At 65.4% G+C, this 21,070-nt stretch carries 17 protein-coding genes; 8 read left to right on the top strand and 9 right to left on the bottom strand.

What is annotated here, in order from left to right; genetic code table 11:
- Window positions 1–230: 230 nt before the first annotated feature.
- The 5 genes from CLU85_RS17715 to CLU85_RS17695 all read left to right on the top strand — a co-directional run bounded on the left by CLU85_RS17715 (window position 231) and on the right by CLU85_RS17695 (window position 5,630).
- Window positions 231–1,805 (top strand): methyl-accepting chemotaxis protein, encoded by a 1,575-nt coding sequence (locus CLU85_RS17715; RefSeq protein WP_100411417.1) that lies wholly within the window; start codon window positions 231–233, stop codon window positions 1,803–1,805.
- 139 nt (window positions 1,806–1,944) lie between these two features.
- Window positions 1,945–3,048 (top strand): BMP family ABC transporter substrate-binding protein, encoded by a 1,104-nt coding sequence (locus CLU85_RS17710; protein ID WP_100411416.1) that lies wholly within the window; start codon window positions 1,945–1,947, stop codon window positions 3,046–3,048.
- A gap of 91 nt (window positions 3,049–3,139) precedes the next feature.
- Window positions 3,140–4,438 carry a guanine deaminase gene (gene guaD, locus CLU85_RS17705; protein ID WP_100411415.1) on the top strand — a complete coding sequence of 433 codons (1,299 nt, stop codon included), beginning with the start codon at window positions 3,140–3,142 and terminating at the stop codon, window positions 4,436–4,438.
- A gap of 81 nt (window positions 4,439–4,519) precedes the next feature.
- On the top strand, window positions 4,520–5,092 hold the full coding sequence (gene dcd / locus CLU85_RS17700) for a dCTP deaminase (RefSeq protein WP_100411414.1): 573 nt from the start codon (window positions 4,520–4,522) through the stop codon (window positions 5,090–5,092).
- Between the two features lie 139 nt (window positions 5,093–5,231).
- Window positions 5,232–5,630 (top strand): hypothetical protein, encoded by a 399-nt coding sequence (locus tag CLU85_RS17695; protein WP_100411413.1) that lies wholly within the window; start codon window positions 5,232–5,234, stop codon window positions 5,628–5,630.
- Here the strand turns inward: CLU85_RS17695 and CLU85_RS17690 are convergent.
- From CLU85_RS17690 to pcp, 3 genes are all read right to left on the bottom strand, one after another.
- Window positions 5,597–7,297 carry a diguanylate cyclase gene (locus tag CLU85_RS17690; RefSeq protein ID WP_100411412.1) on the bottom strand — a complete coding sequence of 567 codons (1,701 nt, stop codon included), beginning with the start codon at window positions 7,295–7,297 and terminating at the stop codon, window positions 5,597–5,599. The two genes, CLU85_RS17695 and CLU85_RS17690, sit on opposite strands and share 34 nt — an antisense overlap.
- Entirely contained in the window at window positions 7,294–8,262 is a 969-nt protein-coding gene (locus CLU85_RS17685; RefSeq protein ID WP_100411411.1) for a delta(1)-pyrroline-2-carboxylate reductase family protein, read from the bottom strand. Before CLU85_RS17685 ends, CLU85_RS17690 begins: the two co-directional genes overlap by 4 nt.
- A 77-nt stretch (window positions 8,263–8,339) precedes the next feature.
- Entirely contained in the window at window positions 8,340–9,014 is a 675-nt protein-coding gene (gene pcp / locus CLU85_RS17680) for a pyroglutamyl-peptidase I (RefSeq protein WP_100411410.1), read from the bottom strand.
- 161 nt (window positions 9,015–9,175) lie between these two features.
- On the opposite strand from pcp, the gene CLU85_RS17675 reads away from it, so the two are divergent.
- The 3 genes from CLU85_RS17675 to CLU85_RS17665 all read left to right on the top strand — a co-directional run bounded on the left by CLU85_RS17675 (window position 9,176) and on the right by CLU85_RS17665 (window position 13,964).
- Window positions 9,176–10,060, top strand: coding sequence for a neutral zinc metallopeptidase (locus CLU85_RS17675; RefSeq protein WP_100411409.1), 885 nt, complete (start codon window positions 9,176–9,178; stop codon window positions 10,058–10,060).
- A 45-nt stretch (window positions 10,061–10,105) separates the two neighbouring features.
- Window positions 10,106–12,295, top strand: coding sequence for a SulP family inorganic anion transporter (locus CLU85_RS17670; RefSeq protein ID WP_232727860.1), 2,190 nt, complete (start codon window positions 10,106–10,108; stop codon window positions 12,293–12,295).
- A gap of 160 nt (window positions 12,296–12,455) precedes the next feature.
- Window positions 12,456–13,964, top strand: a complete 1,509-nt coding sequence (locus CLU85_RS17665; protein ID WP_100411408.1) for a DEAD/DEAH box helicase — start codon at window positions 12,456–12,458, stop codon at window positions 13,962–13,964.
- Between the two features lie 94 nt (window positions 13,965–14,058).
- On the opposite strand, the gene CLU85_RS17660 is transcribed toward CLU85_RS17665, so the two are convergent.
- The 6 genes from CLU85_RS17660 to CLU85_RS17635 are packed head-to-tail and all read right to left on the bottom strand — an operon-like array spanning window position 14,059 to window position 20,933.
- Window positions 14,059–14,739, bottom strand: coding sequence for a nitrous oxide reductase accessory protein NosL (locus CLU85_RS17660; RefSeq protein ID WP_369858250.1), 681 nt, complete (start codon window positions 14,737–14,739; stop codon window positions 14,059–14,061).
- 7 nt (window positions 14,740–14,746) lie between these two features.
- Window positions 14,747–15,310 (bottom strand): nitrous oxide reductase accessory protein NosL, encoded by a 564-nt coding sequence (locus tag CLU85_RS17655; protein ID WP_100411407.1) that lies wholly within the window; start codon window positions 15,308–15,310, stop codon window positions 14,747–14,749.
- Window positions 15,307–16,122 (bottom strand): ABC transporter permease, encoded by an 816-nt coding sequence (locus tag CLU85_RS17650; RefSeq protein WP_100411406.1) that lies wholly within the window; start codon window positions 16,120–16,122, stop codon window positions 15,307–15,309. The genes CLU85_RS17655 and CLU85_RS17650 overlap by 4 nt, the downstream gene beginning before the upstream one ends.
- A gap of 2 nt (window positions 16,123–16,124) precedes the next feature.
- Window positions 16,125–17,069: an ABC transporter ATP-binding protein gene (locus CLU85_RS17645; RefSeq protein WP_100411405.1), complete on the bottom strand. Its 945-nt coding sequence runs from the start codon at window positions 17,067–17,069 to the stop codon at window positions 16,125–16,127.
- Window positions 17,044–18,312: a nitrous oxide reductase family maturation protein NosD gene (locus tag CLU85_RS17640; RefSeq protein ID WP_100411404.1), complete on the bottom strand. Its 1,269-nt coding sequence runs from the start codon at window positions 18,310–18,312 to the stop codon at window positions 17,044–17,046. Before CLU85_RS17640 ends, CLU85_RS17645 begins: the two co-directional genes overlap by 26 nt.
- The gene (locus CLU85_RS17635) at window positions 18,312–20,933 is read right to left on the bottom strand and encodes a NosR/NirI family protein (RefSeq protein WP_100411403.1); all 2,622 of its coding nucleotides are present in this window, start codon (window positions 20,931–20,933) and stop codon (window positions 18,312–18,314) included. Before CLU85_RS17635 ends, CLU85_RS17640 begins: the two co-directional genes overlap by 1 nt.
- Between the last annotated feature and the right edge of the window lie 137 nt (window positions 20,934–21,070).

The following is a 21,070-nucleotide window of genomic DNA, read 5'->3' as shown; positions in this document are numbered from 1 at the left end:
GGCGGGCCAGAGAGCGGGTTATGCAGGGTGATCGGCCAGTCTGCGTGGCACCCCAAACCGCTGTCGCCCGGATGGCAGTCGCCAAAATGGGTAACCCCTTAAAATAGTAAGTATTCGTTTGAATTGCCCCTGGGCCGATGCCCGCAGGGGTGAGTTACGGCCCTGGTGGGCCGTCTTTTGCGCCCCCGCCCCACGCGCCGGGGGTGCTCTCCCATTTTTGGAGCCATTCCATGTTTCTCAGTCAAATCTCCATTGGCAAGCGCTTGACCTTGGTGCTGGGCCTGATCCTGGCGCTGTTTTTGGCGAGCAGCGTGGTGGCGGTGGTCAAGTTGGGCCAGTTGGGCAAAGAGATTGACGCCATGGTCAACGACAACATCAAGACGGAGCGTGCTGGTTCCGACTGGTTGCGCCACACTACCTCGGGGGTGCAGCGCGCAGCGGCCATTGCCAAGAGCAGCGATGCGGGCCTGATTCCCTACTTTGCACCTGCCACGGCGGCGTCGATCCGCGACACCAACGAACTGCAGAAGTTCATTGAGTCCAAGATGAACACGCCCGAGAAGCAGCAGCTCTTTGCCAAGGTGGGCGAGCTGCGCAAGAACTATCTCGCGGCCCGCGAAGAGGTGAGCAAGTTCAAGCAGGCGGGGGACGCCGAGAACGCCAGCAAGGTTTTTGCCGAGCGGTTTGAGCCCACCTCGCGCAGCTACCTGGCGGGAGTGCAGCAAATGGTGGATGCCCAGCGCGCCGAACTGGACGCTGCGGGTAAACGCAGTGAGGAGTTGCGTGCCCAGACCACGCTGTTGCTGCAGATTTGCACCGGTGTCTCGCTGCTGCTGGGTGCCTTGCTGGCCTGGCTGTTGACCACCAGCATCACGCGCCCACTGCGCCAGGCCGAGGCCATTGCCGAGACCATTGCCAATATGGACCTGACCGGCGCGCCCCAGTCGAGTTACGCCAACGATGAAACCGGTCACCTGCTGCGCGCGCTGGACGGAATGCGCAGCGCGCTGCACCGTTCGCTGCAGCAGGTGCGCGGTGTGGTGGACAGCATCTCCACCGCCAGCACCCAGATCGCGATCGGCAACCAGGACCTGAGTGCCCGCACCGAGCAGACGGCCAGCAGCCTGCAGGAGACTGCCAGTTCGATGGAGGAGCTGACCAGCACCGTGCGCCAGAGCGCGGATTCTGCCGTGCAGGCCAACCAGCTGGCGGTCTCGGCCGCGCAGGTGGCGCAGCGTGGTGGCGAGGTGGTGGCCCAGGTGGTGAACACCATGGACGAGATCAATGCCAGCAGCAAGAAGATCTCAGACATCATCGGCACCATCGATGGCATTGCTTTCCAGACCAACATCCTGGCGCTGAATGCGGCCGTGGAAGCCGCCCGCGCAGGTGAGCAGGGGCGCGGTTTTGCCGTGGTGGCCAGCGAGGTGCGTTCGCTGGCCCAGCGCTCGGCCCAGGCCGCCAAGGAGATCAAGACACTGATCGGTGTGTCGGTGGAAAAGGTTGAGTCGGGTGCTGCACTGGTGCAGAACGCGGGCACCACCATGGGCGAAATCGTGAGTTCCGTGCGCCGGGTCACCGACATCATTGGCGAGATCAGTGCGGCGGCCTCGGAGCAAAGCCAGGGCATCGGCCAGGTGAACGTTGCGGTGACCCAGCTGGACCAGATGACCCAGCAAAATGCAGCCCTCGTGGAAGAGTCCACCGCTGCCGCCGAGAGCCTCAAGGAGCAGGCATCACGCCTGGCCGATGTCGTCGGGGGCTTCCGCCTGGGCGCCGCGTCGCAGACGCTGCGTCTGCACTGATCGATCACGGGTGAACTTCCCCAACCGATAGCCAGACTACAAGGCCCGTCCACACACCTTCAAACGGCTGTCACCCCCGGAAAAATCGTCGTCCTGCGGTTTTTCCATTTTTTCAATCAGGGCCATGTAGAGGAACACCATGTACAAAAACCTCGCAGCCGCGCTCGCGGTCGCCTGTTTTTTCTCCCCCGTTTTTTCCCAGACCCCGACCCGTGCCAAGGCACCGCCGGCCGAGCCTGTCAAGGCCGGTTTTGTCTATGTCTCGCCCATCACTGAAGCGGGCTGGACGCGCCAGCATGAAGAGGGGCGCAAGGCCGTGGAAGCGGCTCTGGGTAGCCAGGTCAAGACAACCTTTGTCGAAAACGTGGCCGAAGGCGCCGATGCCGAGCGCGTGATCCGCGACCTGGCTGCCACCGGGCACCAGATCATCTTCACCCCCAGCTTTGGCTACATGGAGCCCACGCTCAAGGTAGCGCAGGACTACCCGAACGTGAAGTTCGAGTCGATCACGGGCTACAAGACCACCGCCAATGTGGCCGCCGCCAACGCGCGCTACTACGAGGGTCGCTACCTCGCGGGCATTGCCGCAGGGCGCATGAGCAAGACGGGCGTGGCCGGTTTTGTGGCGGGTTTCCCCATCCCCGAGGTGCTGCAAGGCATCAATGCGTTCACGCTGGGCATGCGCTCGGTCAACCCGCAGGCCCTGGTCAAGGTGGTGTGGCTCAACGTCTGGTTCGACCCACCCAAGGAGCGTGACGCGGCCATGGCGCTGTTCAACCAGGACGTGGACGTGATCGCGTTTCATACGGGCTCCACCGCCGTCATGGCCGCCGCGCAGGAGCGCGGCAAGATGGCAGTGGCTTACCACTCGGACATGCGCCGCACCGGGCCGGATGCCCAGATCGTGGCCGTGACACACCAGTGGGGCCGCTACTACACCGAGCGCGTGCGCGCAGCGGCAGACGGCAGTTGGAAAAGCGCCAACGTCTGGGGTGGTGTGCGCGAGGGCATGATCCGCGTCGGCGACTTTGGTCCCCGGGTGCCTGCCGCTGTGCAGCAGGAGGTGCAGGCTGCGCAAAAAGCCATTGGTGCAGGCAAGCTGCAGCCTTTTCGTGCCGGCAAAGCCCCGGTGCGTGACAACGAAGGGGTGGTGCGGATCGCGGCGGGCCAGGCACTGACCGACGCGCAGATTCTGCAGATGAACTGGCTGACCGAGGGCGTGGTGGGCAAGCTGGCACGCTGACGCGAGTGTCCACCGCGTGGCCATGGCCCGCCATAGCCACTATGGCACCAGCCGTATACAGACAACCAGCCCTGCCGCTAAGCTAGCGGCCATGCCTGTATACCGTTCCGCCTTGTTGCGTTTTGCCGATGACGGCCGTGCCCTCTATGAAGAAGATGGCCTTTTGGCCGTAGGGCCTGATGCCCAGGGCCGCCAGCGGGTGCTGGCGGTAGGCGCCTGGCAGGCGCTGGCCCCCCGCTACGTGGATCAACCGGTCACGCGCTTGCCGGGTCGTATCATCGCGCCGGGGTTTGTGGACATGCACATTCATTTCCCCCAGACCGATGTGATCGGATCGCCCGCCGAGGGCTTGCTGCCCTGGCTCGAAAACTACACCTTTCCCCACGAAAAGCGTTTTGTGGCCCCCGACTACAGCGAGCAGGTGGCGCAGTTTTTTGTGGCCGAGTTGCTGCGCAACGGCGTGACCACTGCGCTGGCGTTTTCTACCTCGCACCCCGCATCGGTGGACGCGCTGTTTTCGGAGGCCAGGCGCCAGCACATGCGCCTGATCACCGGCAAGGTGCTGCAGGACCGGCACTCGCCCGATGGTGTGCGCGATAACACGGAGCAAAGCCTGATTGACACCGAGTCGTTGATTCAGCGCTGGCACGGCGTGGACCGCCTGGGGTATGCCATCACCCCGCGTTTTGCACCCACCAGCACCCCCGAGCAACTGCGTGGTGCTGGAGAGCTGGCTGCGCGTTACCCCGATGTCTGGATCCAGTCGCATGTGGCTGAAAACCGCGACGAGATCCGCTGGGCGCGTGAGCTGTTCCCGGAATCGCGCAGCTACCTGGGTGTGTATGACGACTTTGGATTGATGCGTGAACGGGCGGTGTATGCGCACTGCATTCACTTTGACGATGACGACCGGGCCTTGATGCACGACACCGGCGCAGTGGCCGCTGTCAGCCCCACCAGCAACCTCTTCCTGGGCAGCGGGTTCTTTGACTACGTGGGTGCCGACCGCATGGGCTTTGGCTATGGTTTGGCCAGCGATGTGGGTGGCGGCACCAGTTTCAGTCCGTTTCACACCATGCTGGCCGCCTACTACGTGGGGCGCGAGGGCCAGACCAAACAGGGCCTGAGTCTGTCGCCCCAGCAGTTGTGGTGGCAACACACAGCGGGCGCGGCCAGGGCGTTGGGCCTGGAGGGCGTGGTCGGCAATTTGCAGCCGGGTTGTGAGGCGGATTTTGTGGTGCTCAACCCCCAGGCCACCCCACTTTTGGAGCGCAAGACGCGCCAGGCGCGCAACCTGGATGAGCTGTTGTTTGCGCTGATCGTGCTGGGTGATGACCGTCTGGTGGAGGAAACCGTGATTTCTCAAGCAAAATACGGCCCACGCGCTTGATATTCAAGCGCTATTAGCTACATATTTAATAGCGCCCAGCCCTCTGCAGACAGTCTGGGCCATAGCGCAGGGAGTTCTGCTATGAGCATCAAGAGCGACAAATGGATCCGCCGCATGGCGGCCGAGCACGGCATGATCGAGCCTTTCGAGCCGGGTCAGGTGCGCGAGGTTGAAGGCCGCAAGATCATCAGCTACGGCACCAGCAGCTACGGCTACGACATCCGCTGCGCGCCTGAATTCAAGGTCTTCACCAACATCCACAGCACGGTGGTGGACCCGAAGAATTTCGACGAAAAGAGCTTTGTTGATTTCGAGGGTGACAGCTGCATCATCCCGCCCAACAGCTTTGCGCTGGCCCGCACGATGGAGTACTTCCGCATCCCGCGCAACGTGCTCACCATCTGCCTTGGAAAAAGCACCTATGCGCGTTGCGGCATCATCGTCAACGTGACCCCGTTCGAGCCCGAGTGGGAAGGTTATGTGACGCTGGAGTTCTCCAACACCACACCGTTGCCCGCCCGCATCTATGCCGGTGAAGGCTGTGCCCAGGTGCTGTTTTTTGAGAGCGACAAGGATGACGTGTGCGAGGTCAGCTACCGCGACCGCGGCGGCAAGTACCAGGGGCAGGTCGGCGTCACGCTGCCCAGGGCCTGAACCCGATCAACGGGCCGCGCCCTCAGAGGGCGTCGTCCTACAGCGCTACAGCCTTTGCGCTGAACAGCAAATCAACGCAAGATTTTTAGCATGGATGTCATGCCCCCGGAGGGTCCGGCGGGTTTGATGGAGTCGTGCCATGCTGAGCTTTGCTGCCTCTTTTTCCCCCGCCAAGGCACTGTGTGCCGAGCCCGCCTTCGCCGGGGGCACCTCTGCCGTGTGTGCCGTAGCGGTAGATACAGAGGCAGGGGCAGGGGCAGGGGCAGGGGCAGGTGTGCAGCATCCCACCTACTGGCCTTGCGATTTGCTCAATGCGTTTGTGCTCAAGATGGCGGCCCATGGCTGCTGTGTGAACATGTCCATGATGCTGGGACACCGCGCGTATGCACTTGAGCAGTTGGCCCTGGCGCGCAGCGTGCACGACGGCGATCTGCACCAGCTGGCGACCCCGCTGCTGGCGTATTTCAGCGCTCCGGCGGATGGGGGGCCGGGGCGCGCTTCAGGTCATGTTTCTACGCAGACCCTGTTTCGGCCCTGACCCTTGGCCTCGTAGAGGGCAATGTCTGCGCGGCGCAGGATGTCGATGCCTTTGTCCTCTGCGCTGCGCATGGTGGCCACACCGGCACTCACCGTGATGGTGCCTACCACGGGGTCTTGGTGATCCGCCATGGCGGTCACCAGTGTCTGGGCAATGGCCTGGGCGCCTGCCAAGTCGGTATCTGGCAGCAGCGCCACAAACTCCTCCCCTCCCAGGCGGGCGATCACGTCCGAGCCACGCAGCCGCGCTTCGAGCGTGCGGGCCAGTTTGCGCAGGACCTCGTCACCGGCCCCATGGCCATAGGTGTCGTTCACGCGCTTGAAGTGGTCCACATCCACCGCAATCAGGCTCAGGGCCCGGCTGCTGCGCCGTGCCAGGGCCAGTGCAAACGCTAGTTGTGTCTCGAAGCCGCGCCGGTTGAGCAAGCCGGTGAGTGCATCGGTACGGGCCTGCAAATCAAGTGCCCGGTTGGCGGCTTCCAGCTCCAGCGTGCGCATGCGCACTGTTTCTTCCATGGCCTCGCGGGCTGCGAGCAGCCGATGGGTCATGCGGCCGAGCGCTTGCGATAGTTGGCCGACTTCGCGGTTGCTGTGGACGGCTGGGATGTCGCTGCCGGGTTGGCCCGCTTCGACGGCACTCGCGGCATCGGCCAGCGCATACAGGTCCACGCTCAGCCGTCGGGCCGCCAGCCATGCCAGCACGGATGCAAAAAAGGCGGCCGCCAGGCCGATGAGCAGGGCCATGCGGACCGTGCTGTCCGCCTCTGCAAAGGCTGTTTCGACTGGCTGGCGCGCCACGATGCGCCAGCCCAGGTCGCTGGCAGCGTTGCGCGGCTGGAGCTGGGTGGCCGCCGTGAGGTAGCGCTTGCCATCCAGCCAGGGCACCACAGTGGTCTGCATGCGCCCGCCGTCGCGGTTGTTGTTGACATGGATGCCCTCGGGCAGGCGCTGGCCAGCCGCTTGAAAGGCCTCGGTCTGCCCACTGGGTGCAAAAATCAGTTGTCCCTGGCGATCAAAGATAAAGAGTTCCAGTGCGCTCTCGTCGGACGAAGGCGGAGTAAGGGTTTCGAGCACTTCACGCGTCCACTCCCAGCTGCCGTGAATGCCCAGCACGCCCACAGTGGTCGGGCCGATGCGGATGGGTGCCGCGAAATCCACAAACCGGTAGGGCTCTCCGCCCGCCGTGGGCGGCAGCAGCTTCTCCAGGAGCTTGGCAGGGTGCACGTCGCCCACATGCATCTCCGTGAGGCCACGCTGAAACCAGGGCCGCTGGGCCACGCTTTGGCCTACGAGCAGGCCATGCGTGGCACTGCGCACGACGCCCTGGGTGTCGGCCACGCCAATCCAGACATTGGTGGGTTGCATCGCTTGGCTGCGGGCGAGCATATGTTGGGCCTCGATCGAGTCCAGTCCTTTGGACCAGACGACTTCGGCACTGGCCATCACCTCGGCCTCCAGGCTGCGCTGCATCAATCCCTGAGCCAGGAGCTTGCCGGCGTTTTCGGCCACCACTTGCAGCGATTTGCCGGCATCACGCTGGATGCGGTGTTTGAGCAATTCGCCAAACCCTAGCGATAGCAGCACAGCGAGTCCGACGACCAGCGTGCCAAACACCAGCGCAATCTGCATGCGCAGACTGTGGTCTGAGAAGCGCGTGCGCAGGGTCATGTGGGTACCAGAGGGCTGGCAGCACCCTGGCGCATGGCCAGCCGCGCGGCGGCCAGGTCCCAGCCGGCCCAGCCGCAGCTTTTGAACAGCACCGGCCCGGTGCCCTTCGGGATGCGGGGTGACCACGGCCCGTGCACCACATCCCTGAGCACGGGCATGCTGGCAACGTCGAGGGAGGCCTGGAGCAGGTCGCCAGCCTCGTGGTTCGCATCTTCGGTGTCCACCACGATGGTTCCATGCAGCGCCACATGCTGGCACAGGGCGGGCGCCAGCTCCAACATGTCGGGGGTGAACGCGCCGACGGCGGCAATGAAGGCGTCCGGCCGTGGTGTGGCCGTCAGCACCACGCCCGTGGCGGTGGTGCAGACCGCGATCAGCGGGCAGTGGGGCACAGCGGTATCGGCATCGGCCACCACACGCACGCGCACGCCCAACTTGCGCACTTGGATGGCCAAGGCTTCGGCGCTGGCGGTGCTGCGCGACGTGATCCAGACCTCTTGCACACCCAGGCCGTGAACAAAGGCCTCGGCATGGGCCTGGCCCTGTACCCCTGCGCCCACGATGAGCAAGGGGCCTTGCGGTACCGGTGCCAGATGCCGCGCTGCCAGCAACGAGACAGCGGCGGTGCGGCGTGCGGTGACCGTGGGACCGTCCAGCACCAGCCGACGCTCGCCCGTGGCGATGTCGAAAACCACCACATCGCCCTGGATCGAAGGGCGCCCGGTGCCCGCATTGCCGGGGGTGAATGTGATGAGTTTGGTCATGGCCACGGTACGGTCCGTGGCGGGCATGACAAAAAGGCTGCCGCCCTGCGCTAGCGGCAGCACGCTGCGTGCTGGCACGGACACGGCGCTGTCCTGCAGCAGAAGGGCAATTTCATCGGCCAGCCCGGACCAGGGCAGCCGCGCCGCCGTGGCCGCTGCGTCGAGCGCACCGGCGGTGTTCAAAGAGGATAAAGAGGACATGGCCAGACTTTACACAGCGTCTGGCGCTTTGGGGGCCTAGGCCCTCGGCACAGGATAGGCAATCCTGGTCTGGCCGTTCAGTGGGTGGCGCCTGCTTGCAGGGTGATGTCCTGCGGTGCCAGCACTGCCGCCCACAGCGCAGCATGGACACCGCGCACCATGTCGCGCAGCGGCAGGTGGGGCTCGCCTTGCCCGGTGAGCCACGGCACATGCACAAAACCGCCGCGTGCACCCACCGGGCCCGCGCCCTGTGCCAGCAGATGCATCAGCCCATACAGCACATGGTTGCAGACAAAGGTGCCTGCCGTCTGCGAGACCTCGCAGGGAACTCCCGCGCGCAACACGGCGCGCAGCATGGCTTTGATGGGCAGACTGGCGAAATAGGCAGCAGGTCCGTCGGGTGCCACCGGCGTGTCGATGGGCTGAGCGCCGGTGTTGTCCGGGATGCGTGCGTCGTTGATGTTGATGCCGATGCGTTCTATCGACAGTGCGCCGCGTCCGCCTGCCAGGCCCAGGCACAGGGTCATCGCGGGCTGCTGCGCGTGCACCAGCGCCGCGAGCCGCTGCAGCGCCTGCCCGAACACTGTGGGCAACTGCGCGGCCACCACCACGTGGCCAGCCACGCGCTGGCCATGCAGCGCTTGCGCAATCAGCCAGCTGGGGTTCAGAGGGGCGTCACCGAACGGGTCGAACCCCGTGAGCAGAATGACCCGGTCGGCATGGGGCGTGAGAAGGCGGGTGTCGTTGATCATGGCAAGGGGAGAGGGGGCTGTGGTCACAAGGGCGGGCGAGGCGTCCCGGCCTGTGCCATGCCAGACGGGGTTCTCATCGTAGTTTGCCGCTCTGGAGTCTGCATGGGCGCGTAATATGCAGCCTTGGCTCTCCATCCGCAGGAGGGCGCTGGAGACACAGGATGAAATGGGAAGGCAATCGCGAATCCGACAACGTGGAAGACCGCCGTGACGAAGGTGGGGGCGGAGGGGGATCGCCTATTTTTGGTGGGCGCAGCATTGGCATCGGCACCATCGTGATCGCCTTGCTCGGCGGCTGGGTGTTGGGTATCAATCCGTTGACAATTTTGGGGCTGCTCAGCGGCGGAGGGGCGCCTGCGCAGGTGCAGCAGCACCCAGGGCCCGCACACCGCCCTCCGGCCGATGACCCCATGGCCCGCTTTGTCTCCACCGTGCTGGCCGATACCGAGGATGTGTGGGGCCAGGTGTTCCGCGAGGGCGGCGGCCGCTACCAGGACCCGCGCCTGGTGATGTTTCGGGGTGCAACACCCACCGCCTGTGGCACTGGCCAGGCTGCGATGGGTCCGTTTTACTGCCCGGCAGACCAGAAGGTTTACATCGACCTGGGGTTCTATGAAACCCTCAAGAGCCGTCTGGGGGCTCCCGGTGATTTTGCCCAAGCCTATGTGATCGCTCATGAGGTGGGTCACCACGTACAGAACCAGCTGGGCATCAGTGCCAAGGTCGATCAGATGCGGGGCCGGGTGAGCAAGGTCGAATACAACGCGCTGTCGGTGCGGCTGGAGCTGCAGGCCGACTGTTTTGCCGGTGTCTGGGCACACCATGCACAGAATGCGCGCCAAATTCTGGAGCAGGGTGATGTCGAGGAGGCCATGAACGCCGCCGCCAAGATTGGCGACGACGCCCTGCAGCGCGCCAATGGCGGCGCCGTGGTGCCAGAGAGCTTTACCCACGGCACCAGCGCCCAGCGCCAGCGCTGGTTCAACAATGGGCTGAAGAACGGTGACGTGAAGGCCTGCGACACCTTCGCCGCGCGCAGCGTTTAGGCCGCTTCGGCCTGCACTCCCCACGGGTTTTAAAGGCCACTGTCCATGCTGTCTGTGGCGCCCCTGAAAGTCTCTGCATCCCGCGCGGCGGACCCTGCATCGGGCGCCGTGGCTGGGCCGCCCGCCCCGCAGCCCTCGGGTGCTGCGGCAGCCTGGTCGGCAGCTGCCGTCACGGTGCCCCACGCCGTGGGGCTGGGGCTGCTGGCCTTTGCGCCCCTGGCGGGCGGCTATTCACTGGCGGCGCTGGCCTTGTGGTCGGCCGCGCTGCCAGGCCTGTTGCTCACTCTGGTGGCGCCCCGCGCGGGGGTGGTGTATGCGCCCACCACCGTGGTGGCACTGCTGTTTGCGGCCGTGCTTGCCACGGCCCATGGGGCGGCACCAGCGCTGGGCCTGGGGGCGCGACAGGTGCTGGCCGTGAGCGGCGCCACGGTGGCTTTGGCCTTTGTGTTCCAGTGGTTGCTGGGGGTGTTGCGGCTTGCATCGGTGGCGCGGTTTCTTCCCATCTCGGTCACACATGGGTTTGCGGCGGGTGTGGGGTTGTCCATGGTGTTTGGCCAGGTTCGCAATGGTTTTGGTGCGGGGGCAGCAGCGTTGTGGGATGCCCGCACGGGCTGGCATGCGCTGGCCGCCGTGGCGGTGGTAGGGCTGGCCTGGTGGCTGCGGCGGCGCTGGCCAAGCATGCCGGGGCTGTTGACTGCCGTGGCCCTGGTGGCGGGCGCTGTGGCGGTGGCAGGGCTGTGGGGTGGCGGGTTGGGCAGCGTGTTCGCGCCCGCAGTGCAGCCCAGTGTGTTTGCCTGGCCGCTGCTGCCCGACTGGACGGGTATCCCCTGGATGGCACTGGCCCATCAGCAAGGGTCGGCCCTGGTGGTGCTGGCGCTTTTGATGGCGTTGGTCAACAGCCTGGAGATTCTCGTTTTCAACCAGGAGCTGGAGCTGGACCACGGCCTGCGCGGCAATGCCAATCTGGCGCTGCGCCGTGAAAGCCTGCTGGGCGTGCTGTGTGGCCTGGCCGGCATGATCCCGGCATCGACCAGCGCATCGCGCTCACGCATCGTGCTGGCCCAGGTGGGCGCCTCGCGTGACGCCCCGCGTTGGCACGCTGCCATCATGCTGGGCGTGGCCATCACGGGGGCGTGGTGGCTGCACTGGGTCCCCATGGCCTGCCTGGCGGGCGGGCTGGTGTTGGCGGGGCTGATGCAGGTGCCGGGCCTCATGTGGTCATTGCGCTACGCGCGCCGATCGAGGGTGACCTGGGCCCAGAGCTGGCTGGTGGCGTTGGTGTTTGCGGTGATGGGCGGCGTGGGGGCGCTGGTGGCGGGCCTGGTGGTGGCCACCTTCGTGCTGCTGCACGACTCTGCGGCCACGGTGCTGCGCCATGTGCGGCTGGATGGTGAGCTGCGCTCACGCCGGTTGCGCCGGGCGGGGTCGGACACCTGGCTGTCCCCGCGCATGAACCAGGTGGCGGTGTTCGAATTGCAGGGCGTGATGTCGTTCGGCGTGGCCGCCCATCTGGCCGAGCAGGTGCGTTTGCTGCTGCAGCCGCGCCATCGCTGGGTGATTCTGGATGCAGGCCGTGTGCCCGCGTGGGACAGTACCGCGCTGGCGCAACTGCGGGCGCTGGTACGCGACCTGGGCCAGCAAGGCATTGCCGCTGCCGTGGCCGCGCTGGACCCCATGGCCGCCGAACACGCGGGTGAGCATGTGCGCGCCTTTGCCGACCTGGACCGCGCGCTGGAATGGGCCGAGGCCGGCATCTTGTCGCAGCGTCCCATCGAGCAGCGCCCCGCACGCCCGGAGCGGGACCTGCTGGGCGAGATTGGCGAGGGGGTTCCCAGAGCCGCCGCAGAGGCGTTGCAGGTCTTGCTGGAACCGCAGGCCGTGCCACCCCATGGGGTGGTGTTTCATGCGGGGGACACCGACCATGACCTGCTGGTGGTGAAGTCGGGCCACATCACCTTGGTGACAATGTGGCCGCCCGACAAGGGGCTGCGCCTGGCGACGGTGGGGCCGGGCATGGCTTTTGGTGAGATGGCGTTCCTCAACGGGGCGGCGCGCAGCGCCTGCGCGGGGTCTGAGCGGGGGCCTGCGCACCTGGTGCGCTTGTCGCGAACGCACTTTGACGCCTGGGCCCGGCAATACCCCGAAGCAGCGCTCACGGTGATGAATAACCTCGCCCAGATCGGGGCGAGGCGCCTGGCCGTCACCACGCGCCAGTTGCGGGCCGTGCTGGAGTAATTGCGATAAAAATAGCCTGAGGCGCTTTATTTATAAGCATGCATAGCTATTAAAAGCATAGTGATGTCTCGCTGTGGCGATCATGTGCTTGGGCATTGCTACCACCCTCCCGTCGCAAAAAATGGCATTTTGGGCCACCGGTGCGACAATAGAGGGCTAAATGACAAGTTCCTTTTCCAATCTATCGCTGGCCGAGCCGCTGGCGCGCGCCGTAGCCGAAATGGGCTACGAGTCCATGACACCCATCCAGGAGCAGGCCATTCCGGTGGTGCTCACGGGGCAAGACGTGATGGGCGCAGCCCAGACGGGCACCGGCAAGACGGCGGCGTTCTCGCTGCCCCTGCTGCAACGCCTGCTCAAGCACGAGAGCAGTTCCACATCCCCGGCGCGCCATCCCGTGCGCGCGCTGGTGCTGCTGCCCACGCGAGAACTGGCCGACCAGGTCGCCCAGCAGATCGCGCTGTACGCGAAGTACACCAAGCTGCGCAGCACCGTGGTGTTTGGCGGCATGGACATGAAGCCTCAGACGATCGAGCTGAAAAAAGGCGTGGAAGTGCTGGTGGCCACCCCCGGCCGTCTGCTCGACCACATCGAGGCCAAGAACGCAGTGCTCAACCAGGTTGAGTACGTGGTGCTCGACGAGGCCGACCGCATGCTGGACATCGGCTTTCTGCCCGATCTGCAGCGTATCTTGAGTTACCTGCCCAAGCAGCGCACCACGCTCTTGTTCAGCGCGACGTTCTCGCCCGAGATCAAGCGCCTGGCCGGCAGCTACCTGCAAAACCCCATCACCATCGAAGTGGCCCGCCCGAACGAGACGGCTTCAACGGTAGAGCAGCGTTTTTACAGCGCCAATGACGACGACAAGCGCCGCGCCATCCACCAGGTGCTCAAGACCCGGGGTTTGAAGCAGGCGTTCATCTTCGTGAACAGCAAACTCGGTTGTGCCCGTCTGGCGCGCAGCCTGGAGCGTGAAGGCCTCAAGACCGCAGCCTTGCATGGCGACAAGAGCCAGGACGAGCGCCTCAAGGCCCTCGAAGCCTTCAAGAGCGGTGAAGTCGATCTGCTGGTGTGTACCGATGTGGCCGCGCGCGGCCTGGACATCAAGGACGTGCCCGCAGTGTTCAACTTCGACGTGCCGTTCAACGCCGAAGACTATGTGCACCGCATCGGCCGCACGGGCCGCGCGGGCGCGTCAGGTCTGGCGGTCACGCTGGTGTCGGGCAGCGATGCCCGTCTGGTGGCCGACATCGAGAAGCTGATCAAGAAAAAGATCGACCTCGAAGCCATCGAATACGAAGAAGACCAGCCCCGTGGCCGCATCAACGACGGCCGTCGTGCCTGGCGCGAAGCGGGTGAGACCGGCGACGGGCGTGATGCCATTTCGTCGGCTCCGCGCCGCGAGAGGGAGCGCGAACGCGAGCGCGACCACCGTGGTGGCCGTGAATCCCGCGAAACGCGCGAGCAGCATCGGGGTTTCCGTCCTGCGGTGGCCTCGCGCGACCCCTTCTTTGAGAAGCCTTATGAGGCCAGCGCGATGGCCGATGCGGCTCCCGCCTGGGAAGCCGCCAAGTCTGCGCAACGCAGCAGCATCTCTGCCAACATCAAACCCAAGCGCAAGGTGGCCGCACTGTTCAAGGCGGCCCAGCCGGAAACTTCGGTCCAGTGATGAAAATCAGGCCTTTTTAGGCCTGCATTGGCTTGTAGCGCTTGATAGATAAGCGCTGGATGATATGTTTTTGATAGCAGTTGAGTTTTCAGACTCAATGCTGACGGTGGTCTGCCCTGAAGTTCGGGGCCAGGCCGCGCAGCAAGGGCGCATCGATGGCGCTGAACGGGACAGCCCGGCCCCCACGCTGCTGCACAAACCGCTGCGCCGCCTCTGCACTGGCAAATGCCGGCAGGTTGCCCGCCCGCATCGGCCCCAGTGCCGAAGACCCCGCGACATACACCGCGCTTTGCGCATCCCGCCACGCACCTGTCTCGGTATCGGTCACGTAGCGGGCCACGATGGCCTCGGGGGTGCGACCCCGCGTGTAGTGCGCCACATTGCCCAGGTACAGCATCAGGCTCAGCGGTGAGTCGAAAAAGTAGGCATCCCCGTCCGAAAAAATGATCTGCGCCGCCCAGGCGCGCGCGCGCGCCGGATACATGCCGCACACGGGGCAGCGGGCTTCGGCGGGCACCTCCCGCGCGGCGGCCAAGGGCTGGCCGGATGCCGGGTCATACGGTGTGGGAGGTGCGACGATGCACACATCGTCGCCCATGCCGGGAAGGGAGGAGGAGGTGCCCGGCGCCACACTGGCTGCGCCCTGCGGTGCGCCGACCTGCCATTGCCACGCAGCCACACCTGCCGTGCCCAGCAGCAACGCCGTCAGTGCGGCGCGCCGGGTGGGCTGGCGGGCGTGGCCATGGGCGGTGTGTGGATGGGGCAGCAGGCGCATGGTGGCCTCACATCCGGGTGTCTTGTTGTGCGCCGCCGCTCAGGTCCACCATGGCGGGCGTGATCTCGGCAAAGCGCAGCACCTTGCCACCGTATTCAGCGGCGAACTTCTGTGCGTCGGCCTCTTGCACAAAGCTGCCGATGGTGGGGCCCATGGAGCCGTGGCGCTTGCCGCCCACCACGTAGAGGGCCGTCTTGCCATCGATCCAGTGGCCCTGGGGCGCGTTCCAGTCGGCTTGGCCCATGTCCTGCACGTACACGGCCTGCACGGCACGCACCTGTTCGCCCGCCAGCAGGGTGCTGAACAGCTCTACGGTGTCGCAGAAGAACGAGGGCTTGTCCTGCCCCGCAAAGCGCACCTGCGCCTTGGGGCCGGGGTAGTCGGCCAGCAGCATGCCGTCGAGTTCGCAACTGGTGGTGCGGTCGATCTCCAGGGGCTTCATGGCCTGGGTGTTGTTGCCGTCGGCCTGGCTGCAGCCCGCAAGGCCTGTGATGGCGCCCAGCGATGCGAGGGCCGCCCAGCCCAGCAGTTGGCGCCGCGTGGTGCAGGCGCATTGGTATGAATGGGTCATGGTTTGAATCTCCAGCTCGCAAGACCCAGTGGCACCACAATCCAGCCCGCCATCACCGCACCCATGAGCCATGGCTTGGCCAGGGCAGGGGGCACGATGCTGGTCAGGCCGTACAGGGTGCGCACGTCGTCCAGCGAGAACACGTTGAGGATGCGGAACACGTCGGCCGGGTTGAGTAACAGCAGGTAGGCCATGGCCTCGCCGCCGTAGCTGCCGCCCGTGGCCACCAGGGCGCCCAGCAGCAGCAGATCAAACACCAGCACAAAAAAGAACCAGGCGGCAATCGCCAGGCCCGAGGCGCGTGTGCGCTCGTGCGTGAGCACCGAGAGCAACACGGCCATGCTCAGGAAGGCCAGCCCCAGCAGCACCGAACTGACCATGAAGCCTCCGTAATGGAACAGCGCAGCCCCGCTGAACTGCCGGACCAGCAGCACCGCCACCAGCCCGAACCCTGCCAGCGTCGAGAGCGTGAGCGCCGCTGCGAGCCCCAGGTACTTGCCCAGCAGCAGCTCCAGCCGCGTGATGGGCAATGACAGCAGCAGATCGAGCGAGCCGCGCTCGCGCTCGCCCACAATGGCGTCAAAGCCCAGCAGCAGCGCGATCAGCGGGATCAGGTAGATGACCAGGCTGACCAGGCTGGCGATGGTGAATTCGATGGAGCGAAAGCCCACGGTGCCTTGCTGGGCGCCGCCAAAGTAGGCGATGGCCAGCGAGAACACGGTGAAGACGAGCGCCACGGCCAGCACCCAGCGGTTGCGCATGCGGTCGCGGAACTCCTTGCCCGCGATGGTGAAGATTTGGGTGAATTCCATGGTCATTCTCCGCGCAGCCCGAAGTACACGTCTTCGAGCGAAGGTTCGTGGATGTTCACATCCAGCAATCGCGCACCCAGTGGTGCCAGGGCCGCCAGCACGGCCATCTTGGTGCTGCGGGGGCAGTCCACATGCAGGCCGTCAGGTGTGGCTGTGGTCGTGATGCCTGGCAGCGCAGCCAGTGCCAGCACGCCCGCAGGTTGGTCGGCTGCGGCCAGTGTCAGGTCGATGGCCAGCGGCATGTGCGTCTGCTCGCGCAGCGCCTGCACGCTGCCCAGCGCCTGCAGCTTGCCTGCGGCCAGGATGGCCAGGCGGTCCACACGTTCTTGCAGCTCGGCCAGGATGTGCGAGGTGATGACGATGGTCACGCCCTGGGCCTGCAGGCCACGCAGCGTGGCGTAGAAGTCGCGGATGGCCTGGGGGTCCAGACCGTTGGTGGGCTCGTCGAGCAGCAGCACCTGGGGCGAGCCCAGCAGGGCTTGCGCAAACCCCAGGCGTTGGCGCATGCCCTTGGAATATTCGCGCACGGGGCGGTTGCCCGCGTGGGCCAGGCCCACTTGTTCGAGCAGCGGGGCGCACTGAGCCAGCGGCGCGCCCTTGAGCTTGGCAAAAAATCGCAGCGTTTCGAGTCCGCTGAGGTTGTCGTAGAGCACCACGTTCTCGGGCAGGTAGCCCAAGTGGCGGCGGGCGGCGCGAAAGTCGCGGCCCTGCACCGTGGCGCCGCCGACGCGGATCTCGCCCGAGGTGGCGGGCACCAGGCCCAGAATCATTTTGAACAGCGTGCTCTTGCCCGCGCCGTTGTGGCCGATGAGGCCCAGGATTTCGCCGCGCTCCACGCGCAGGTCGATGCCGTCCACGGCGTGCAATGCGCCGTAGTGCTTGTGTGCGCCCCGCACCTCGATGGCAGCGGGTTCGCGCAGGTCAATGGGGGGTGGGTTGCGTGTCACGCTGAAAATTCCGTTGGGGTTGGTTCGGTTGCATGCGGGGCTGGGGGTCCACCACCGTGGGCACGCGCAGCATCGGAAACTGCTGGCCCACCAGGCGCAGTGCCTGCACGGCGGGGCTGGCCAGCAGCAGTTTGATCGTGGGGTGGCGCCAGGTCAGTCGGTCCACCATGTCGTTGGCTTCGTAGGGCACATCGCCCACGCCGTTGCCGTCGCGGTCCCAGCCCAGGTAGTTGCTCCAGTGGTTGCCGCCACCGGTGCCCCAGCGCTCGTCGCGGGCGCCCACGTAGCGCACCTGCTCGCGGTTGCCGATGAAGTCGTTGTTGTCGACCTTGTTGCGGGTGGAGCCGGCCGACAGGTGAACGCCCACGGTGTTGCGCGTGACCAGGTTGCCGCGCAGGGTGACGTACTCCACGTCGTAGATGAAAAAGCCCCGGTTGTTCTCGGCCACCACGTTGTTCTCGATCACCGAGTCCTGCATGGTGCGCAGCATGATGCCGTGGTCGGTGTTGCCCCAGGCGCGGTTGTTGCGCACCACCTGGTCGCGCACCTCCATCAGTGCCAAGCCGCCCCGGTTCAGGTAGGTGTCGTTGTCCTCCCACAGGTTGTAGTAGGAGTTCATGTAGTGCGTGCCGTAGCGGCTGTGGTGCAGCCGGTTGCCCCGAAACACCGCGTGGTGCGACACGTCCACATACAGCGCGTCGCGCACAAAGCTGATGTGGTTGCCCTCGATGCGCGCGCCCGTGGTGTTGTAGAGCTGCACGCCATTGCCGCGCTGGGACGAGCCCACATCGCGCAGGCCGGTGATGGTGTTGTGCAGCACCTGCACGTCGTTGGCCTTCTCGATCCACAGGCCGAACAGGTTGTAGGTGAGGTCGTTGTTGCGCACCACGGCGCGGTGCGCACCGGGGTACACATAGATGCCCGCGTTCTGGTCCTTGAGGCTGGTGCCCGAGTCGCGCACGATCAGGCCCTCGATCACCACGTCGGGCGCGGTGATGCGGATGGTGTCGCCCGTCTGGCCGCCGCTGAGCGTGGGGCGGTCGATGCCGCGCAAGGTCAACGCCTTGTCGATGCGCAGGTTGGCGCGGTAGACGCCGCGCTGCACCTCCACCGTGTCGCCGGGCGCGGCGGCCGTGATCGCGGCCTGCAGGTCTTGCCCGGGGCGCACCTGCACGGTGGCTGCGCTGGCGGGCAGGGCCGCGAGCAGTGCCACGGTGATCCAGAGTGCAAGGGGGGGCTTCATCACGCCAACCCCACCACGGTCTTGATGGCCAGGAACAGTGCCGCGCCGATCAGCAGGTTCTTGAAGCCCACGTAGCTCAGCATGTCCATCACACCCGCCACGCGGTACTGGTCGCGCCACCACGGGCCATCCTTCACATAGCGCTTGCCCGACAGGCGGATCAGCACCTCGTACACGCTCCAGCCAAACCACCAGCCGATGATGGCGCCCGACGACAATGTGCCCATGGCGGTCATCACCCAGGCCACGCTGGCGGCGATGGCGAGCGAGAAGCCCGCGATCTGCAGCGCACGTCGCGAGGCCCAGCCTTCGCGGCTCCAGGGCCACAGGTGGTCCACCAACTCCAGCCAGATCCAGCGCAGGCCTTGGGCCCCCGCTTTGTGGGTGGGCTGTGCCGGTGTGGTGGGCATGCGTGGGTCAGGCCCTTTCGCGGCCTTGGCCGAGATCTGGTCCTGCACGGTGGCGGGGTAGATCGGGATGAAGTAGCCGTTCTTGCCGATGGGCGTGATCTCCAGACCGTCTTTCTCGCGGCGCTTGCGCTCTTTTGCCAGGGGCGGGCAGCCCTTGGTGTCGGTGTAGAGCACCATGCAATCGAGGCAGTGCAGGCATTCGCGGTGGTCGATGCGGCCTTCGGCATCAATCGCCTGCGCGCCGCAGCCCACGGCGCAGGCCTTGCAGCTGTTGCAGTCCTGCTTGCGCTTGAGGCCAAACCAGCGGAAGGTGCTGGGCATGGCCAGCGAGGCGCCCAGTGGGCAGATGTATTTGCAATAGGGCCGCTCGATGAAGATCGAAACGCCCAGGATGGCCGCCACAAACAGGCTGTAGGGCCAGGCGCGGTTCAGCACACCGACGAGGAAGGTGGTCTTGAACGGCTCCACCTCGGCCAGCCTCTCAGCCAGTCCCATCGAGAACATCGAAACCACCAGCAACCCGAAGAACACCGCGTACTTGACCCACTTGAGCCGGTCGTGCCACTTCTGCGGCAACTGGGTCTGAAAGCGCTTGAGGCCCACCGCGCGCGCGATCTTGTAGATGCCCTCCTGCAGCGAGCCAAACGGGCACATCCAGCCGCAGAACAGGCCGCGCCCGAACAGGAACACGGTGACGATGATGAAGATCCAGAACAGGAAGATGAACGGGTCGGACAGGAACAGCGACCAGGTCCACTGGAACAGCAGCGCGTGGAACCAGGTCAGCACCTGCGTGATGGAGGGCTGCGCCATCGCGCCAAAGCCGATCCAGCCAATGCTGAGTGCCCAGAAGCTGTACTTGAAGGCGTTGACGGGCCACTTGTTCTTGTGGGTGGACAGGCGTGTGAGCTTCTCGCGCAGGGCGTACACCACCGTCACGGCGATCAGCAGCACGGCAAACAGTGCAATCTCCAGCGCACGCGACTTCCACACGCGCACCCAGGGGGCATCAGGCTCGTCGATGGTGGGGCGCCCGCCTTGCAGCGTGGCAGCGGGCAGCCAGTAGGGCGTGTCAAAGCTGGTGAAGCTGCGTGTGCCCGTGGCACGGTCGACCCGATTGCCCAGAAAGCTCAGCTTCCACGGGTAGGCGGCCGAGAATGCGGGCGAGCGGAGGATGAAGATGACCGACTCGTTGTAGCTGGGCGCGCCAGCGGCCTCGATGCCATACAGGTTGAGCGCGTCCAGGTCGCGGAAGGTGAACGCATCGGCGCCTTGGCGCACCTGCACGCGGTCGTAAATGCCGCCGCGCACAAAGCCCGAGCCCTTGAACGATTCCTTGCCGCCGGTGCGAATGATGAAGAAGGCATGTTCGCCCTCTTTGAGCTGCAGGCGCAGGTTGTTCCAGCCGTTCTCGCCCAGCACGCTTTTGCCAATGTCGGGGTGGTTCAGGTCGCCAAACCACAGTTCGATGAACGGGTCAGGGCCTTTGTCCAGGCCCACCTGTTCGGGCAGCACCCGCAGGCGCTGTACGGTGCCTTGTTGCACCAGTTCGGCCCAGGTGAGGCGTTTGCCGGTTTCGGCATAGCGTGCGGGCTCGCGCACCGTGGGCGCCAGGATGCCCACCTGCCGCGCCACGGCCGAGCCCGAGGCCATCATGACCTGGTTCTGCGCGATCACGGTGACGGTGGCGCCCGAGATGGCGTCCAGGCCCAGCACGTTCTCATCGGGGCGCGACTGGCCGACCTCGATCTTGTCGGCCACCGACTTGCCCAGGTACTGGGCGTTGAACTTGAGCAGTGCGGATTCAGGGATGCCCAGCAGCAGGATGGGCTCGGAATGCTTGAGCACCTTCACGCCCACAAAGCGGCCCTGTGTGTCCATGCCGATCAGCGTGACCACGGGCTTGCCCGAGTAGGCAGGGGTGTCCGTGATGTCGGTGGATAGCATCACGTAGCCCAGCAGCTTCTTTTGCGCGCTGTCGTTGTCGTAGGCCTCCACATAGGGCGGCTGGCCCTTGCGTTCAGAGAAATGGCTGGCGCCGGGAAACACGTCCTTGCACGGCACCAGCGCGCACATGTCGCGCGCGGTAGAGAGTTCCGCAGGCAGTTCGGCCTCGTAGGCCCCTGTGGCGGCACGGGCGGGCTGCGCCATCGAAATTGCCGCAAGCAAGACCAAGAGAAGCGTGGCGAACTGCCGACGAAGGGAAATCATGGGACTATCTTTTTGATAGCTTCTAGCGCTTATTAATAAAGCGCTAGAGCAATATTTCGCTTAAAAAATGGCGCGACCGATGCAACTGGCGCTACCCAAGCCAGGGCAGCCGAGCAAGGGCCGCCCCGCCGCGAGGG

The sequence above is a fragment of the Acidovorax sp. 69 genome, from assembly GCF_002797445.1.
GTDB lineage: Bacteria > Pseudomonadota > Gammaproteobacteria > Burkholderiales > Burkholderiaceae_C > Acidovorax.
Note: the sequence above shows the minus strand (reverse complement) of the source record. Positions and strands in the feature narration are given on the sequence as shown.

Coding starts and splice junctions, on each gene's coding strand:
- CLU85_RS17715 (WP_100411417.1), top strand. CDS start 231: ATGTTTCTCAGTCAAATCTCCATTGGCAAGCGCTTGACCTTGGTGCTG.
- CLU85_RS17710 (WP_100411416.1), top strand. CDS start 1,945: ATGTACAAAAACCTCGCAGCCGCGCTCGCGGTCGCCTGTTTTTTCTCC.
- guaD (WP_100411415.1), top strand. CDS start 3,140: ATGCCTGTATACCGTTCCGCCTTGTTGCGTTTTGCCGATGACGGCCGT.
- dcd (WP_100411414.1), top strand. CDS start 4,520: ATGAGCATCAAGAGCGACAAATGGATCCGCCGCATGGCGGCCGAGCAC.
- CLU85_RS17695 (WP_100411413.1), top strand. CDS start 5,232: ATGCTGAGCTTTGCTGCCTCTTTTTCCCCCGCCAAGGCACTGTGTGCC.
- CLU85_RS17690 (WP_100411412.1), bottom strand. CDS start 7,297: ATGACCCTGCGCACGCGCTTCTCAGACCACAGTCTGCGCATGCAGATT.
- CLU85_RS17685 (WP_100411411.1), bottom strand. CDS start 8,262: ATGTCCTCTTTATCCTCTTTGAACACCGCCGGTGCGCTCGACGCAGCG.
- pcp (WP_100411410.1), bottom strand. CDS start 9,014: ATGATCAACGACACCCGCCTTCTCACGCCCCATGCCGACCGGGTCATT.
- CLU85_RS17675 (WP_100411409.1), top strand. CDS start 9,176: ATGAAATGGGAAGGCAATCGCGAATCCGACAACGTGGAAGACCGCCGT.
- CLU85_RS17670 (WP_232727860.1), top strand. CDS start 10,106: ATGCTGTCTGTGGCGCCCCTGAAAGTCTCTGCATCCCGCGCGGCGGAC.
- CLU85_RS17665 (WP_100411408.1), top strand. CDS start 12,456: ATGACAAGTTCCTTTTCCAATCTATCGCTGGCCGAGCCGCTGGCGCGC.
- CLU85_RS17660 (WP_369858250.1), bottom strand. CDS start 14,739: ATGCGCCTGCTGCCCCATCCACACACCGCCCATGGCCACGCCCGCCAG.
- CLU85_RS17655 (WP_100411407.1), bottom strand. CDS start 15,310: ATGACCCATTCATACCAATGCGCCTGCACCACGCGGCGCCAACTGCTG.
- CLU85_RS17650 (WP_100411406.1), bottom strand. CDS start 16,122: ATGGAATTCACCCAAATCTTCACCATCGCGGGCAAGGAGTTCCGCGAC.
- CLU85_RS17640 (WP_100411404.1), bottom strand. CDS start 18,312: ATGAAGCCCCCCCTTGCACTCTGGATCACCGTGGCACTGCTCGCGGCC.
- CLU85_RS17635 (WP_100411403.1), bottom strand. CDS start 20,933: ATGATTTCCCTTCGTCGGCAGTTCGCCACGCTTCTCTTGGTCTTGCTT.